Raw genomic sequence first — 14,711 nt, 5'->3', positions numbered from 1 at the left:
AACGGAGAGCCACAATGACGAAGAACACCTCTCGCGTGCAGCAGGCCGATGCGCTGCTCCAGGGCACGCGTCGACGCCGTTTCCGGGTGGCGACGCTGGCGGCCGTCTTTTCGCTGTTTGCGCTGTATGTTGCCTGGCACGAAGCGAATGGGCCTGGTGCGCGACACAACGACGAGTTGCCGATCACGCAAGCCCGCGCGGACGACGCTTCGCAACCGGCTGTCGCGCTGGCCGCGCCGACGGCGGTGGCCAGCAGCGATCTCGTGAAACGCGGTGAATACCTCGCGCGGGCCGGCGACTGTGTCGCCTGTCACACGGCTGACAAAGCACGCCCGTTCGCGGGCGGCCTGCCGATCAATACACCGTTCGGCACGATCGTGACGCCGAACATCACGCCTGACCCGGACACCGGCATCGGTCAATGGAGCGACGCCGATTTTCTGCGCGCGATGCACGAAGGTGTCGGCAAGGGTGGCGAGCGGCTTTATCCGGCCTTCCCGTACGCGGAATACACCAAGGTGACCGATCAGGACGTGCTGGCAATTCGCGCGTATCTGAACACGCTGACGCCGATCCACTACGCGCCGCCGAGCAATAACCTGAAATTCCCCTTCAACCAGCGCTGGCTGATGGTGTTCTGGAATCTGTTCAATTTCGACGAAGGCCGCTTCGTCCCCGATCCGAAACAAAGTGCCGAATGGAATCGAGGCGCGTATCTGGTCCAGGGTCTCGCGCATTGCGAGGAATGCCATACGCCGCGCAATTTCACGCAGGGTTTGAAGACGAGTTCGCGCTTCTCCGGCGCGGTACAGGGCGGCTGGCACGCGTACAACATCACATCGGACAAGAACAGTGGCGTGGGCAACTGGAGCGATGACGAACTGGTGGCGTATCTGTCGACCGGCGCGGCGCCGGGTCGCGCCAATGCGGCGGGTCCAATGGCCGAGGTGGTAGCCGACAGTACGCAGTATCTGACGCACGAGGACGTCGGCTCGATCGTCACGTATTTGCGCTCGGTGCCGCCGATCAACGGCGGCGAATCGCGTCCGCGCGACCAGTGGGGCAATCCGGCCGTCGACGACGTCACCGCATTGCGCGGCACCACGATCAACGCGGTGAACGGTGCGCAACTGTTCATCGCCAATTGCGCGACGTGTCATAACTGGACCGGTCAGGGCGTGGGTGCAAGCGCGCCGGGCGCGTATCCGTCGCTGATCCACAACTCGGCGGTTGGCGCGAGTGACGCCAACAATCTGGCGATGGTGATCCTGCACGGCCTTAGCCGTACGACGAAACAGGCTGACGTGTTGATGCCCGCGTTCGGCACCCAACTCACCGACGATCAGGTGGCCGCCATCACCAACTATGTGACCAAACAGTTCGGTAATCCGCAATCCACGGTCACGGTGGATCAGGTCGCCAAGCTGCGCACGCAGCAATAACGACTGCGTTGACGGTGCGCTTTTCGGCAAATAATGCCGTAGGCGCGCCGTTTTTGCGTCGTTTCTACGCCATTCGAGCGATCCAGGACAACGGGAAAAGATAGGCAACGCTCATACGCAGTTGCGGCTGCCGCACTATCATGAGCGAATGGCTTCCGTACTCGTCAACCCCGTCCAGCATCATCCAGCCAATCGCAGCGGCCGCGACTTTGTCGTCGGCGATTTGCATGGCTGTGTCGATGCATTGCGCTATCTGCTGCGCGATATCGCGTTCGATCCCGCGCGCGACCGGCTCTTTTCGGTCGGCGATCTGGTGGACCGCGGCGAACACTCCGAGCAGGCGTTGACTCTGCTCGACAAGCCGTGGTTTCACGCGGTGCTCGGCAATCACGAGGACACCTTGTGCGGCGTCGCCGATGGGCGCTTGCGGCGCCAGTGGTGGTATGGAATAGGCGGGATATGGGCGGCGAATTTGTCCGACGAGCGCTTGCAGGATTACGCCGAACGTCTGCGGACGTTGCCGCTCGTGCGTGTGGTCGGCAGCGGCAAGGAGCGCTTCAATATTCTGCATGCCGAATTCTTCGGCACGGACGCTGAACTCGACGCTGGCAATTTTTCTGCAGAAACGCGTCAACAATTGCTGTGGGGACGCGATCTGGCCTCGGGCAATTGCGATCCGCTGCGGCAGCACGGCCTTTCGCTGACTTATTGTGGCCATACACCGATGCGCGAAATCCAGCAGATCGGTTCGCAGATTTTCATCGACACCGGCGCGTTCGGGCCCGGCGGCAAGCTGACGATCGTGGAGCCTCAGGCGTTGCGGCGCTGGTCGATCTCGGTAGAGGCGGCGCGGGAGAGCGGGGCGGCCGCGTTGGCGCTGCCTTGATGATCTCTCAACCCACCTGATTGAGCTCGAACACCATATCGACGCTCGTGCCATTCCAGTTGTACTCGAGATACGCCGCGTGATGGCAGTCGCGCAATAGCGTGGTTTTGAATGCGGCGAGGCACTCGCCTTCGTCATCCCGAACCGATGGATACACGATGCCCGGCGCACCGGCCTCGTGCACGGCACGGCCGAGCCCTTGGCCGGCGACATAATCGTCGGGCGACAACACCGCGAGATCGAGCGACACATCGGCGCGGAGATCGACCACGTTGCCTTGCGCCACAACCGTGTAGAGCCGCATCTGCTGCCGCATGGGCGGCTCGGCGGTTGCTTCCAGAAATTTCCCCGTGTGATAGCGCGTCTCAGCGATCGCAGTGGCACGAGAGCGGGCGCAATAGAACACGCCGTACGTGCCATCGGAGAAGCGGCTGCCGAGCGGATTCAGGTGGGTCAACGCGGCCATGATCGGCCCATAGCCCGGACCAAAGCGGCGCTCTTCGCGTGGCACAAGATCGAGTTCGCCGACCTCGGTGCGCAGGCGGTCATTGGTCATTGCTTCGAGCGCGTACAGGGCGTCGAAATCTTCCGGCGATGCAACCCGGTCGAACAGATTGACGGCCGGAAAACGCGTTGGAATCACGCGATACGCGGGCGACCAGTCGAGCGGCGCGCTGCGCCAGCGGTGCTGCCAATGCGGTTCTGTCACGCCCAGCCGCCTCGCATCGCGTCGAGATACTGGCGCACGGCCACGAGGTCGCTGATATTGCCGGCCAGCATGCGGTCCAGTGCGCGGCGGCCGCCGAACGGCGGCGCGCTGTTGGGACGCCTGATCCAGGTGTCGGCGGCGTTGGGCTGAGGCAGCAGGATCTGCAGTGCCTTATAGATGCCGAGCAGCAGCGACAGGCGTTCCAGCGTGTCGCGTCCCAGACGGGCTGTTGCCGGTGCGGATTTCCATTTGAAATAGGTGGAGCGGCCCGGGGAGCCGAGCAACACGATCTGCTCTTCGGCGCTCAAGTCCCAGTCCCGCGCAATGTTGAAGAACGCGCGCAGGCCTGCCGCCGACATCTCCGTAAGCGTGGGTTCCGGAATCGGCTGACGGATCGGCGGTTCGGGCTGGGTGGCGCGGGCAGCGTGAGCCATGAATGAATAAGTCCTTATGTGTACTTGTTGTTGATATTAGTCTAAAAATGGATTTTTGCAAGAGAATATAATCCCGGCTCGTTATAAAACCGAAGATCAGGAGAAGCAGGAGATGTGGGTTCGAGCAGTAGCAGCGACAGTTGCAGTGTGGTGTGTGTCCGGTGCGGCAATGGCTGCTGGTTATACGGAAGTGTGGAATCCGCCCGAGTCGGCTGGGCATACGGCGAAGCACGCCAGGAAAACGACCGGTGCCGCCGCCAAGATCAAGTCTACCGCTGGCGCAAAGGCGGGTTCGAAGCACGCGGCGAACGGTCAACATGGTGTGCAGCGGGTAGCGTCGACGTCGAAGCGTGGCGCCAAGCCGCTAGCGCACGGCAGCGGGAAAAAGGTCGCGGTCAAGACCGTTGCCCATCGGGGCGTGGTCACGGGGGCAGGCAAACCTAAGTCGAAAGCCGCGGTGATGGTGCAGGGTAAAAAGCCGCACGCACAAGTTGCTCAGGCGAAATCGGGTCAAGGCAGGATCATGCGCGCCAACCTCGTTCAAGGCCATACGGCGCATGTCCACGTGGTCAAGGTGGCGGCGAAAACCGGCGCGGCCAAGCCTGCGGTGGCCCACACGAACGCGCCTGCCAGAGCGGCAAACGTGACGGCGAGTCCCGCGGCCGCAATCGCTAATCCGGCTACCGCCGGCGGCGGCTCGTTGCCGCCGATCCTCCGCTGAGCGCTGGTTCAGGCGGCGCGTTCGCGTTTGGCCTTGGTGCCCGGTGGGCCCAAGGCAGTGCGCCCGAGCGCGCATCAATGCGATGAAGCGTCCGAATGCCTCAAGCGCTTGCCAGCCCATTCGTCACCAACCGCAACGTCTCCATTGATCGCTTATCCCTCACCCGTGAATGCAAGGTCACGCGTGATTCCGGCAGCGGCGGCAAACCCAGCCGCGCGCCGACATCGACCAACCCTCGCGGCGCGACTCTGCGTCCCAGCGGCGACACCGCCAGGCCGGCTGCAACCGCGGCGCCCACCGCCGCCACGCCTCCGCCGACGAACACTTCCTGCCATGCCACCCCAGCTGCATTCAGCGTTTGCAGCGCGACGTCGCGCACATTGCACGGCGGACTCAGCAGCGCGAGCGCCAACGGCTCGCCGACGCGCGGCAGCCAGTCCGGCGTGGCAAGCCAGCCAAGCGGCTCGCTGAATAGCACCTGGGCGTCGTCACGCGGCGGCTCATCGGCGCCATAGCGAACGATCACTGCGTCGAGGCGCCGTTCGTCGAAATGCGCGAGCAGTGCCGCGGACATACCCAAATGCAATTCGACCACCAGACCCGGATCGTGCGCGTTGAGCCGCGCAAGCAACTGCGGCAAGTTCGCTCCCGCGACATGTTCGCTCAGCCCCAACGTGAGCCGTCGACGCTCCACCGACAGCGAGCCCAGTGCCCGCTCGTGCGCGCTCAGCAGATCGCGAGCCGCGCCAAGGAAAGCGTTGCCGTCCGCGGAAAGGCGCACGACGCGCGGCGTACGCTCCACCAACTGCTTGCCGAGATGCGCCTCCAGCCGCTTGAGCTTCAGACTGACGGCGGACTGCGTGGTGTCGAGCGCGTCGGCGGCCCGCGTGAAACTATGCAGATCGGCGACCAGCACGAAGGCACGAACAGCATCGAGATCGAGGACTTTCATTTCGGATGGATATAGATGAAATCATCAATGATGTCTATTCATTATGAACGAGCGCGCCTAAGCTGTGTTTACCCAATCACTGCAACCAAGGAGTTTCATCATGCCGCTCACCCGAATTGCATTGCGCGCCGGCAAGCCGGTGGAATACCGGAAGGCGCTGACTGAGAGCATTCAGCGTTCGCTGGTGGACACGTTCAATGTGCCGAAAGACGATATCTTTGTGCTCATCACGGAGCATGAGGACGGCAACTTTATCTACGACAAGCAGTATCTGAATATCGAGCGAAGCGACGATTTTGTGGTGATTCAGCTCACGGTGAGCAACACGCGTACGCTCGAGCAAAAGAAGGCGTTGTACAAGCGCATGGTGGATGAACTGGCGGAGTCGCCGGGGCTGCGACGAGAGGATGTGTTCATCAATCTCGTCGAAGTGCTGAAGGAGAACTGGTCGTTTGGAAATGGGATCGCACAGTACGCGGTTTGAGTGACCGAGGAATGCGCTGGGTGGCGGGCAAGGACTGCTGCATCGCTATAATGGTTCGCTGTCCTTTCCTGACCCACCGAGCCTCCTGCCGCCATGACATCCGACCGCATCGATCCGTCCCACGAAGCCCTTGAAATTGGCGGCTCCGTCTGGTTTCAGGCGGGCGCGCAGACGCTCGGCGGCGCGTCGCGGATCGCGCTGCTTGCGGCGATCGGCGAGACCGGCTCGATCACCAGTGCGGCGAAAGCCGTCGGCATGAGCTACAAAGGCGCGTGGGACGCTATCGACACGATGAACAACCTTGCCGGCGAGCCTCTCGTCGTGCGGCTGACCGGCGGTAAAGGCGGGGGCGGCACGACGCTCACGCCGCGCGCGGTGAAGCTGATCGATACGTTTCGGGCGGTCGAGCGCGAGCATCGGCGGTTTCTCGAACGCGCGGGCGCTGCGATCGAAGGCTTTGCGACGGATTGGGATCTGATCGGCCGCATCGGCATGAAAACGAGCGCGCGCAATCAGCTTTATGGAACGGTGTCGGCGATCACGCGCGGAACGGTCAACGACGAAGTGTCGCTGGCCCTGCCAGGCGGCCATACGATCGTCGCGGTGCTCACGCATGAAAGTACCGAGACGCTGGGGCTTGCGAAGGGCGAGGCGGCGTTCGCGTTGATCAAGGCGTCGTGGGTGGTGCTGGTCGTGGAGAAAGAAAACGGTGCGCCGTTGAAACTGTCCGCGCGCAATCAGTTGCGCGGCACCGTGCAGAGCGTGAAGCGCGGGGCGGTCAACGCGGAGGTGTCGTTGGTGCTGGACGGCGGCGCGGTGATTACCGCGGTCGTCACGAATGAAAGCGTCGATACGCTCGGTCTTGTGGAAGGCGGGACCGCAGTCGCCGTATTCAAGGCGTCGAGCGTGATTCTCGGCGTGAAGGACTCAATGCGTTGACGTTCTCTGGGGCTCGGACGGCTATGGGGCCGTCAGGGTGTTGAGACTCTAAGGCGATGAGAGCGAGGGTTCCAGGGATACTGAGCGCGCCAAGGCTCAGAGCACTTGGGGCTTTACGGACTCTCACGCGCTGACGGCGCGCGCTTGAGTTAAGGCTCGCTGTGCATGTAACCCGTGAATGCCTGATTCTCGCGCACACAACCATCGCTGACCTGCACGACCTGATCGCCGAACGCGGCGACATCGTCGGGATCGTGCGTGATCAACACCATCGGAATATCGAGCCGCGTTTGCAGATCCGACAGCTCGCTCCGCATACGCTGACGCAGCGCGCTATCGAGCGCGGAAAACGGTTCGTCGAGCAACAGTAACTGGGGTTGTGCGACCAGCGCTCGCGCCAGCGCCACACGTTGCTTCTGTCCACCCGAAAGCTGCGCGGGATGATTCCCCGCCACGCTTTTCAACTCGAGCGCATCGAGCCAGTAGTCGACTTGCGGGTGCGAGATCCGCGCGCGCGGATTGAGCCAACCCTGCCGCAACCCAAAGCCGATGTTCTGCCGCACGTTCAGATGTGGAAACAGCGCGTAGTCCTGAAACAGATACGCAATCTTGCGCGCCTGCGGTTTCTGATCGATGCCGCGCGCGCTGTCGAATAGCGCGTTGCCGTGTAGCGTGATCGCGCCTTCGTCGGGGCGCAGCAGGCCGGCGATGGCCTGTAGCGTCAAACTCTTTCCCGCGCCGGACGGCCCGAACAGCACGAGGCGCTGCGTGGTTGCCTTGAATGAGACGTCGAGCATGAAACGGCGCTCGGCGCTCTCGAAGGTCTTGCGAATGTCGACGGCGAGCGGCATATCAGCGGGACGTCAAAAGCGTGTGCTGCGGCACCAGACGGCCAGCGAGCAACAGGATCACGACGCACGTCACCGAAGTCACGAGCACGAGGAAATTGGCTGTGCTGTCGTCGCCGGCTTGCACGGCTGAATAGACCGCAACCGAAAGCGTCTGCGTGCGTCCCGGCAAGTTGCCTGCGATCATCAACGTCGCGCCGAATTCGCCGAGCGCCCGCGCAAACGCCAGCAATCCACCGGCGAGAATGCCGCGCGCGGCGAGCGGCAGCGTCACGCGAAAGAAGATTGCCATCTCGCTCACGCCGAGCGTGCGCGCGGCCCGCTCGAGTTGCGGATCGACGGCTTCGAAGGCGGCGCGCGCCGACTTCAGCACGAGCGGAAACGCCACCACTGTCGACGCGATCACCGCGCCCTGCCAGGTGAACACGAGCTGGATATCGAAGCGGTCGAGCCAGCCGCCGATCACGCCGCGCCGGCCGAGCAACACGAGCAGGTAATAGCCGAGCACGGTGGGCGGCATCACGAGCGGCAACATGAGCAGCGAATCGATCACGTCGCGCGCGCCTGAGCGCCAGCGCGACAAACCGAAACCGGCCGCGACGCCGAACACCAGATTGAGCGCGGTGGCCCAGCCCGCCACTTTCAGCGACAACAAGAGCGGAATCCAGGCCTGTTGCATGAGCGTGCGATACCTAAGTTAATGCGCGGGCTTGAAACCGTACTTCGCGAGCACGGCCTGGCCGGCCGGCGAGAGCACGAAGTTCATGAAGGCCTGCGCGTCGGCCGCGTGACGGCTGCCTTCGACTTGCGCGATCGGATAGGTGATCGGCGTTTGCGTCGGTACGTTCATCGCGACCTTGACCTTGTCTGGCATGACCGCGGCGTCGGTGCTGAACACGAAGCCGGCGTCGACTTCGCCGCGCGACACGTAGTCGAGGCTTTGACGTACGTTCGACGCCAGCACGGCCTTCGCGCTGACCGCGTCCCACACGCCCGCGGCTTGCAGCGCGCCTTGCGCATAGCGGCCGATCGGCACCGAAGCTGGATCGCCGTAAGCCACACGCTTCACATTCGCCGACGCCAGATCGTTCAGCGAGGCCGGTGCGAAATGGCTGTCAGTCGGCACGATCAGCACCAGTGAATTAGCGGCGAAATCCTTGCGCGTGGCGGGAACGATCACCTTTTGCGCGGCGGCCTTGTCCATCGCTTTCTGATCCGCGGAGGCGAATACGTCGGCTGGTGCGCCTTTGGCGATTTGCTGCATCAACACGTCGGACGCGCCGAAGTTCAGCAGCACTTTGGTGCCGGGATGCTGCTGTTCGAAGACCTCGCTCACCGCTTTGAAGGCGTTGGTCAGGCTGGCGGCGGCGGAGACCACCAGTTCGCCGGCATGTGCATTGGCGCTGACGGTAACGGAGATGGCGCTGGCGATGAGCAGCGCATGTTTCGCAAAGCGGCGAGACAGTGTCATGAAGGCTTGGATGTCCGGCGTAGGCCGGAGCGGTGGGTTAAAACGCTATCGTAATATATGAAAGGTTATAGCGGTACCCATGACAATTATTCAATTGCGCGCATAAAGCGGCGCGTGAGTCGGCGGGCTGGGTTTCAGCCGGACCGGCAATCAGTTGAGTATGCTTCAGACGTCGGACGAAGGCGGTGGCGTCAGCGTGTTGAGCGTCTGCGACAGGGGCGCTGTGGCGGGACGTACGTCGCGCACGGCCTTCCACTTGGCGCGGATGAATGGCCGGTCGTGACCAGATACCTTCAACGCGATATGCGTGACCCAGCGTTGCGTCGGCACATGCACGCCGTGCATCAGTATCGCGAGGACCATCAGGCTTGCGGTGACGGGCAACGCCGACAACCGGCCCGGCTCAAGATTCCACGCCATGCGCACGAAGACCAGTGCCGCCAGCGCGCCGACCAGGCAGCCGGTGACGGCCTCAGAGGGCGAGTGAGCGCTCAGCACGACGCGCGATAAGCCGACCGCGATGCCTGCGGCCAGGCCCAGTAAGACACCAAGCAGACGAAGCGCGGGGCGCGCCGGCAGCAACATCAGGAACAGCGCGACAGGATAGACGGCAGTAGACAGCATGGCGTGACCGCTGACGCCGGTGAAATCCAGTTCACGCACACCGACGCCCCAGCCGAGGAAGGCCAGTTTGGTCACAGTCACAATGCCGATGGCCACGCCAAGCAGCAGCAACCAGCCGGCGGCCATGCGCCACGTGTAGCCGATCGCCAGCCAAAGCGCGATGGCGATCGCGAGCGGCAGCGTCATGCCGGCGCCGCCGAGGCTGGTTATCGAGTACCACAGATGGACAGGTAAATCGGGCATGGCAAAAGCGCGACCAAGGCCGCGTAGAATCGGATTGGTAATGGTTTAACGCGCGAACGGCATGAAACGCCGACGCGGTCAGGGCGTGTACTGAAATTATTTACCCGCCAGTATAGACGGGTGCTACGGGCCGGATTCGCCACGCGCCAGGCTTTTTGCGAACAGGCGTGGGCTGGCGAACAAGCTTTGCAATGGTTTGACGTTGGTGTTGCTGCAAGGTTCGCACTGCGGAAAATTCGGTGCTCGGCAGTGGTTCCGGCCTCCAGCATCGCATGAGGATTGGTGTTATTGTGCATTGCACAACAAAGCGTCGTTCTATCGAACGGCACCTGTCCCTTTTTGCGAGGTTACCCGCCGATGGCAAAAAGTCTATCGAACATCTGGCTGCGCGGTCTTAAGCGGCTGCTCGCCATTCAAACCGAGCAAGCCCACACAACCAGGCGCGCCACCACACGGCCTGCACGAACTGCTACCAGCAAGCCTTCGGCCAAGGTCCGTCCTATCAAAGCGGCGGCCGCGCTGCGCGCATCCGCGAAACGCGAGGCGCCGCACGCTGCCCCACGGGAGTCGCGGGTTCGTCCGCGTGCTTCGGCATGGGCAAGCGGTTCGTGGACGCGCTCGTTCCACTCCGCACCTGCCTCGCCCGGGCGGCTCGTCAACCACCTTCAGTACGGTTTGTACATCCCGTCCGGTCATGTGGGCGAGTCGATGCCGCTGGTAGTGATGCTGCACGGTTGCACCCAGTCGATCGACGAATTCGCCGAAGGCACGCGGATGAACGTGCTCGCGGACCGGTTCGGCTTTGCCGTGGTTTATCCGGAACAGTCGAAGCACGTGCACTCGCATCGCTGCTGGCATTGGTACGACGCCAGCGACAGTGCTGGCGGCGCTGAGGCGCGTGCGGTCGTCTCGCTAGTGGACTCGCTGGTTGCCCAGCATGGCTTTGACAGCGAGCGTGTGTATGTTGCGGGAATTTCCGCCGGCGCTGGCCTGACGGCGCTTCTGGCTGTCAATTATCCGGAGCATTTCGCCGCGGTCGCGCTGCATTCCGGCCCCGCTTTCGGGGAAGCTCGCTCCGGCATCGCGGCGATGGACGTGATGCGCCGCGGCGCGCGCCGCGAGCCGGCCGAGTTAGTCGACGAACTTGTTAATGTGGCTGAATACCCAGGTATGCCGGCCATCATTCTCCACGGCGACGCCGACCATGTGGTCGCGCCGGTCAATGCAGACCAGTTGGCGGAACAGTTTCTCCGCCTGAACCGGATCATCGACGAGAAAGGCGTGCGCAAATCCGGTGAAGTCAAGGAGGAGCGCAAAGGGGGCGTGGTAATGCGCGACTATCTGCGCGGCGGTCGACGCGTGGTACGGCTGTGTCGTGTGCAAGGGCTCGCACACGCCTGGAGCGGTGGCGACGACGCCGTGCCGTTTCATTCCGCCAAAGGACCGGACGCGAGCGCCCTGGTATGGGAATTCTTCCGGCACCAGCGCCGTGTTGGGGCCGGCAGTACCGCTGAAAGCACCGTCACAGAAGCCTCTACGGGCGGACGGTGACGTTGGAGCAACACTTCGAAATGAGTATTGGCGCAAGCCTAGGGTTTTCCCTATAATACGGGTTATCCCTTAGGCGTTAGTGCCTAAACTCATTGTCGAGGTTGACCATGTATCTGCTTAGCCGCCTGTTTCTGTTCCTGACCAAATCGCCCGATCAACTCGCGAAAGAACGCGCTGACGCTTTCCTCGCAGAAGCAACGGATCTGTACGATCTGGAATTCCGTATGCGCAAGCTGGATCGCGAAGCGACCACTCGCCAGTCGTCGTGGATGAGCCAGCACTAAGCTGCGCGAGTTTGAAGCATCGGCGCGTAGTGAAGAACGCCGGTGTTCGGGGCGAGGCGCCCAAGCTCTCACAGGTTGCTGGAAGCGCTTGGACAGCCGGATTCAATTGCCACAGCGCGTGATCCAACGCCGCGGTGAACCCCACTCAGGCGACGAGACAGGGCACCCCCGCAGTCCGCTTGCCCAGCGGTCCCGTCGCCAGTATGCAAATGTCAGCGCGACAATGCAGCGACGCAGACCTGCATGCATATCTACCAGTTAGTCTCCTTCAGACGTTCTTGACCGAATCGGTGTGAGCACACGCTTACTTGCCGAAACGCGCCAGTGTGCGCTGCCGTGCTTCAGCATGGTCGATGATCGGCACCGGATAATTCTTGCCCAATATCACGCCGAATTCCGCGAGCCGTGCCGTGCCCGCGAGCCATGGCGCGTGAATCCATTTGGCCGGTAGCTTTGCAAGCTCGGGAAGGTAGCGTTTGATAAAGCGTCCTTCAGCGTCGAATTTTTCAGATTGCGTGATCGGGTTGAAAATCCGGAAATACGGTTGGGCGTCGCATCCCGTCGATGCCGCCCATTGCCAGCCCCCGTTGTTCGCCGAGAAATCGAAGTCGTTCAATTGTTCGGCGAAGTAGCGCTCGCCGAGCCGCCAGTCGACACCCAAATCCTTCACCAGAAAACTTGCCGTCACCATTCGCAGGCGGTTGTGCATATAGCCGGTGCGATTCAGTTGCCGCATCGCGGCGTCGACCAGCGGATAGCCGGTGCGGCCGTCGCACCATGCGGCATACGCCTCGTCCGCTTCCGGGCCTTGCTCCCAGCGCAGCCCGTCGTACTCTTTCTTGAACGACGCGCCGGCCGCCAGCCTTGGATGGTGCGAGAGAATCATGAAGTAGAAATCCCGCCAGATCAGCTCCGAAAGCCATGTGGCCGAGCCTTGCCCATCGGGCTGCAGGGAGATCTCATGCGCGAGCCGCGCGAGCGTGCGGATCGAGACAGTACCGAAGCGCAAATGCATCGACAGATAGCTCGGGCCTTTGACGGCGGGAAAGTCGCGCCGGTCCTTGTAACTGTCGATGCGGGTCATGAAGTCGTCGAGCAGACGTTGCGCGCCGCTCATGCCGGTGGGCAAGTTGAGCTCCGCCAGATTGCTCGGTGCGAAGCCGAGCTGATCGAGACTCGGCAACCGGCGATCCAGTTCGGGTGGCAGTACGGTCAGATGCTTCGCGTAGGTCTCGACCGGATACGGTTTCAGATCGAAGGCCGTTAGCTGCTTGAGCCACGCCTTCCTGTATGGCGTGAATACCGTGAACGGTTTGTCCTGGCCTGTCAGCACCTCGTCACGCTCGAAGATCACCTGGTCTTTAAACGTCAGCCATTGGCGTCCGGCTCCGGCCAGCCGCACACGCACCGTCTCGTCACGCTCGATCGCAACCGGTTCGTAATCGTGATTGGTGAATATCGCATCGACGCCGAGTTCGTCGGCGAGCCTGGGCACGAGATCGGCCGGATCGCCGTACAGCACGACCAGGCCGCCGCCCTTGGCGCGCAATGCTTCATCCAGCTCGCCCAATGCAGCAAGAATGAACTCGATGCGGCGATCTTGCGCTTGCATATCCGGATGGCGAATTTGCCATGCGTCGCTCAGTGGTTGCAGGATCGTCGTGTCGAATACGAACACGCACCAGACGCGCTCGCAATGCTTGAGCGCGTAGTAGAGCGCGGCGTTGTCCGTGCTGCGCAGGTCCCGGCGAAACCAGACCAAACCGGTATCGAAGGTGTCGTTCAGGCGTCGGACGCGTGTCATTGGAATCGCGGGTCAGGGTGAACGGTTGCGCGGCGAAGCATCGACCGTCGCAATGATGAACTGCCAGGCGACGATATTACTCAACCGGGGGCTTATTCATAGGGCTGGTGATGGTAAGCGGTCGCACGGTTCGGTCTCGCACGTTGCGTGCCACGACCGTAAACGGCGTGGCGCCCGCCCTGTTTTGCAGGGTGCGGGCGCTGTTCAGGGCGGCGCGGTTTTGCCGCGCGGTGTCAATATTTGTCCGTGAGCCGTCGAGATCGTGCCTTATGCGACTTGTAAACGCACCGCGACGTTGTTGCGCGTAGCGTTCGAGTAGGGGCAGACCTGATGCGCTGCGTCGACCAGCTCCTTGGCTGCGTCAGCGGCCAGACCCGGCAACGAAACGCGCAGATCGATGTCGAGCGCAAAGCCGCCGTTGTCGTTGGGGCCGATTCCCACTTCTGCCGTGACTTGCGTATCAGCCGGCAAAGTCTGCTTCTTCTGGCCGGCGACGAACTTCATCGCGCTCAGGAAACACGCCGAGTAGCCCGCTGCAAAGAGTTGTTCCGGATTCGTGCCCGCTGCGCCGTTGCCGCCCAGTTCGCGCGGGGCCGCCAGCTTCACGTCCAACGCATTGTCCGACGATACTGCACGGCCGTCACGGCCACCAGTGCTGGTTGCGCTTGCTTTGTAGAGGATGTTCATTTTGCTGCTCCTTCGTCTGGATTATCAGGATCTGCATGCTTGCCGCACCTTACTTGCCTGCCGTTCTGGCAGAGCGCTATCGAAGCGGCATGCAATAAAGATAGTACACAAATCATTTGTGTGCAAACTATTTTTTGCATCGTACCGATAGCATGCTGTTTGAAGCCGGCCGGTTAGTGGTCCATGTAATCGTTCAGCGTGGTGCGCAAGCGTGTCAAATCGTCGCGCAGCCGAAGCAGGAATTCCGGCGTTTGCTGGGTCGCGCAGAAGATTTCCGCCGGCACTTCGCGTGCCTGACGCTTCAGTGCGGTGCCCGCTTTGGTGAGCCGGATATAGACGAGCCGTTCATCTTCGACGCCACGTACCCGTTCCAGGTAGCCCTGCGCTTCGAGACGTTTGAGCAGCGGCGTGACCGTTGCCGAGTCGAGATTCAGCCGCGCGGCGAGGTCTTTGACCGTAATGTCGTCGGCTTCCCAGAGCACCAGCATCGCCAGATATTGCGGATAGGTGAGCTCGAGCTTGTCGAGCAGCGGCTTGTACGCTTTCGTCATCGCAAGCGAGGTCGAATAGAGCGCGAAGCAGAGTTGCTCGTCGAGTGTGAAGGGCAAAGCGGGGCGCTGGGTCATGATGCA

The 14,711-nt window shown here is 62.2% G+C and carries 17 protein-coding genes; 7 read left to right on the top strand and 10 right to left on the bottom strand.

Annotated features, from left to right (window positions below; all coding sequences use genetic code 11):
* Positions 1–14 precede the first annotated feature (14 nt).
* Positions 15–1,442 (top strand): c-type cytochrome, encoded by a 1,428-nt coding sequence (locus PQQ52_RS06590; protein WP_408208136.1) that lies wholly within the window; start codon positions 15–17, stop codon positions 1,440–1,442.
* 148 nt (positions 1,443–1,590) lie between these two features.
* A complete protein-coding gene (locus PQQ52_RS06585; RefSeq protein ID WP_408208133.1) occupies positions 1,591–2,328 on the top strand; it encodes a metallophosphoesterase in 738 nt (245 codons plus the stop codon).
* 7 nt (positions 2,329–2,335) lie between these two features.
* On the opposite strand, the gene PQQ52_RS06580 is transcribed toward PQQ52_RS06585, so the two are convergent.
* On the bottom strand, positions 2,336–3,037 hold the full coding sequence (locus tag PQQ52_RS06580) for an RES family NAD+ phosphorylase (RefSeq protein ID WP_408208131.1): 702 nt from the start codon (positions 3,035–3,037) through the stop codon (positions 2,336–2,338).
* A complete protein-coding gene (locus PQQ52_RS06575; RefSeq protein WP_408208129.1) occupies positions 3,034–3,471 on the bottom strand; it encodes an MbcA/ParS/Xre antitoxin family protein in 438 nt (145 codons plus the stop codon). Before PQQ52_RS06575 ends, PQQ52_RS06580 begins: the two co-directional genes overlap by 4 nt.
* Before the next feature lie 112 nt (positions 3,472–3,583).
* Between PQQ52_RS06575 and PQQ52_RS06570 the strand changes: the two genes are divergently transcribed.
* The gene (locus PQQ52_RS06570) at positions 3,584–4,192 is read left to right on the top strand and encodes a hypothetical protein (RefSeq protein ID WP_408208127.1); all 609 of its coding nucleotides are present in this window, start codon (positions 3,584–3,586) and stop codon (positions 4,190–4,192) included.
* 100 nt (positions 4,193–4,292) lie between these two features.
* On the opposite strand, the gene PQQ52_RS06565 is transcribed toward PQQ52_RS06570, so the two are convergent.
* On the bottom strand, positions 4,293–5,144 hold the full coding sequence (locus PQQ52_RS06565; RefSeq protein WP_408208124.1) for a LysR family transcriptional regulator: 852 nt from the start codon (positions 5,142–5,144) through the stop codon (positions 4,293–4,295).
* A gap of 100 nt (positions 5,145–5,244) precedes the next feature.
* On the opposite strand from PQQ52_RS06565, the gene PQQ52_RS06560 reads away from it, so the two are divergent.
* Together PQQ52_RS06560 and PQQ52_RS06555 are read left to right on the top strand one after the other, a co-directional pair.
* On the top strand, positions 5,245–5,628 hold the full coding sequence (locus tag PQQ52_RS06560) for a tautomerase family protein (protein WP_408208121.1): 384 nt from the start codon (positions 5,245–5,247) through the stop codon (positions 5,626–5,628).
* Positions 5,629–5,721: 93 nt separating this feature from the next.
* Positions 5,722–6,567, top strand: a complete 846-nt coding sequence (locus PQQ52_RS06555) for a TOBE domain-containing protein (protein WP_408208118.1) — start codon at positions 5,722–5,724, stop codon at positions 6,565–6,567.
* Positions 6,568–6,716: 149 nt separating this feature from the next.
* Here the strand turns inward: PQQ52_RS06555 and PQQ52_RS06550 are convergent, their stop codons facing one another.
* The 4 genes from PQQ52_RS06550 to PQQ52_RS06535 form a co-directional block, all read right to left on the bottom strand.
* On the bottom strand, positions 6,717–7,418 hold the full coding sequence (locus PQQ52_RS06550) for a sulfate/molybdate ABC transporter ATP-binding protein (RefSeq protein ID WP_408208115.1): 702 nt from the start codon (positions 7,416–7,418) through the stop codon (positions 6,717–6,719).
* 1 nt (position 7,419) lies between these two features.
* The gene (gene modB, locus PQQ52_RS06545) at positions 7,420–8,094 is read right to left on the bottom strand and encodes a molybdate ABC transporter permease subunit (protein ID WP_408208112.1); all 675 of its coding nucleotides are present in this window, start codon (positions 8,092–8,094) and stop codon (positions 7,420–7,422) included.
* Between the two features lie 18 nt (positions 8,095–8,112).
* Positions 8,113–8,886 (bottom strand): molybdate ABC transporter substrate-binding protein, encoded by a 774-nt coding sequence (gene modA / locus PQQ52_RS06540; RefSeq protein ID WP_408208109.1) that lies wholly within the window; start codon positions 8,884–8,886, stop codon positions 8,113–8,115.
* Positions 8,887–9,051: 165 nt separating this feature from the next.
* The gene (locus PQQ52_RS06535; protein WP_408208106.1) at positions 9,052–9,753 is read right to left on the bottom strand and encodes a phosphatase PAP2 family protein; all 702 of its coding nucleotides are present in this window, start codon (positions 9,751–9,753) and stop codon (positions 9,052–9,054) included.
* Positions 9,754–10,110: 357 nt separating this feature from the next.
* On the opposite strand from PQQ52_RS06535, the gene PQQ52_RS06530 reads away from it, so the two are divergent.
* The gene (locus tag PQQ52_RS06530; RefSeq protein ID WP_408208103.1) at positions 10,111–11,304 is read left to right on the top strand and encodes an extracellular catalytic domain type 1 short-chain-length polyhydroxyalkanoate depolymerase; all 1,194 of its coding nucleotides are present in this window, start codon (positions 10,111–10,113) and stop codon (positions 11,302–11,304) included.
* Between the two features lie 107 nt (positions 11,305–11,411).
* Positions 11,412–11,588: a DUF3563 family protein gene (locus PQQ52_RS06525; protein ID WP_408208100.1), complete on the top strand. Its 177-nt coding sequence runs from the start codon at positions 11,412–11,414 to the stop codon at positions 11,586–11,588.
* Between the two features lie 304 nt (positions 11,589–11,892).
* On the opposite strand, the gene PQQ52_RS06520 is transcribed toward PQQ52_RS06525, so the two are convergent.
* From PQQ52_RS06520 to PQQ52_RS06510, 3 genes are all read right to left on the bottom strand, one after another.
* On the bottom strand, positions 11,893–13,392 hold the full coding sequence (locus tag PQQ52_RS06520; RefSeq protein ID WP_408208097.1) for a cryptochrome/photolyase family protein: 1,500 nt from the start codon (positions 13,390–13,392) through the stop codon (positions 11,893–11,895).
* A 267-nt stretch (positions 13,393–13,659) separates the two neighbouring features.
* On the bottom strand, positions 13,660–14,079 hold the full coding sequence (locus PQQ52_RS06515; RefSeq protein ID WP_201077894.1) for an organic hydroperoxide resistance protein: 420 nt from the start codon (positions 14,077–14,079) through the stop codon (positions 13,660–13,662).
* A 173-nt stretch (positions 14,080–14,252) separates the two neighbouring features.
* On the bottom strand, positions 14,253–14,705 hold the full coding sequence (locus tag PQQ52_RS06510) for a MarR family winged helix-turn-helix transcriptional regulator (protein ID WP_408208093.1): 453 nt from the start codon (positions 14,703–14,705) through the stop codon (positions 14,253–14,255).
* Between the last annotated feature and the right edge of the window lie 6 nt (positions 14,706–14,711).

Origin of the sequence: Paraburkholderia sediminicola, from assembly GCF_046030555.1 — a bacterium.
GTDB lineage: Bacteria > Pseudomonadota > Gammaproteobacteria > Burkholderiales > Burkholderiaceae > Paraburkholderia > Paraburkholderia sediminicola_E.
The sequence above is the reverse complement of the archived record's forward strand: the minus strand, read 5'-3'. Positions and strand labels throughout refer to the sequence as shown.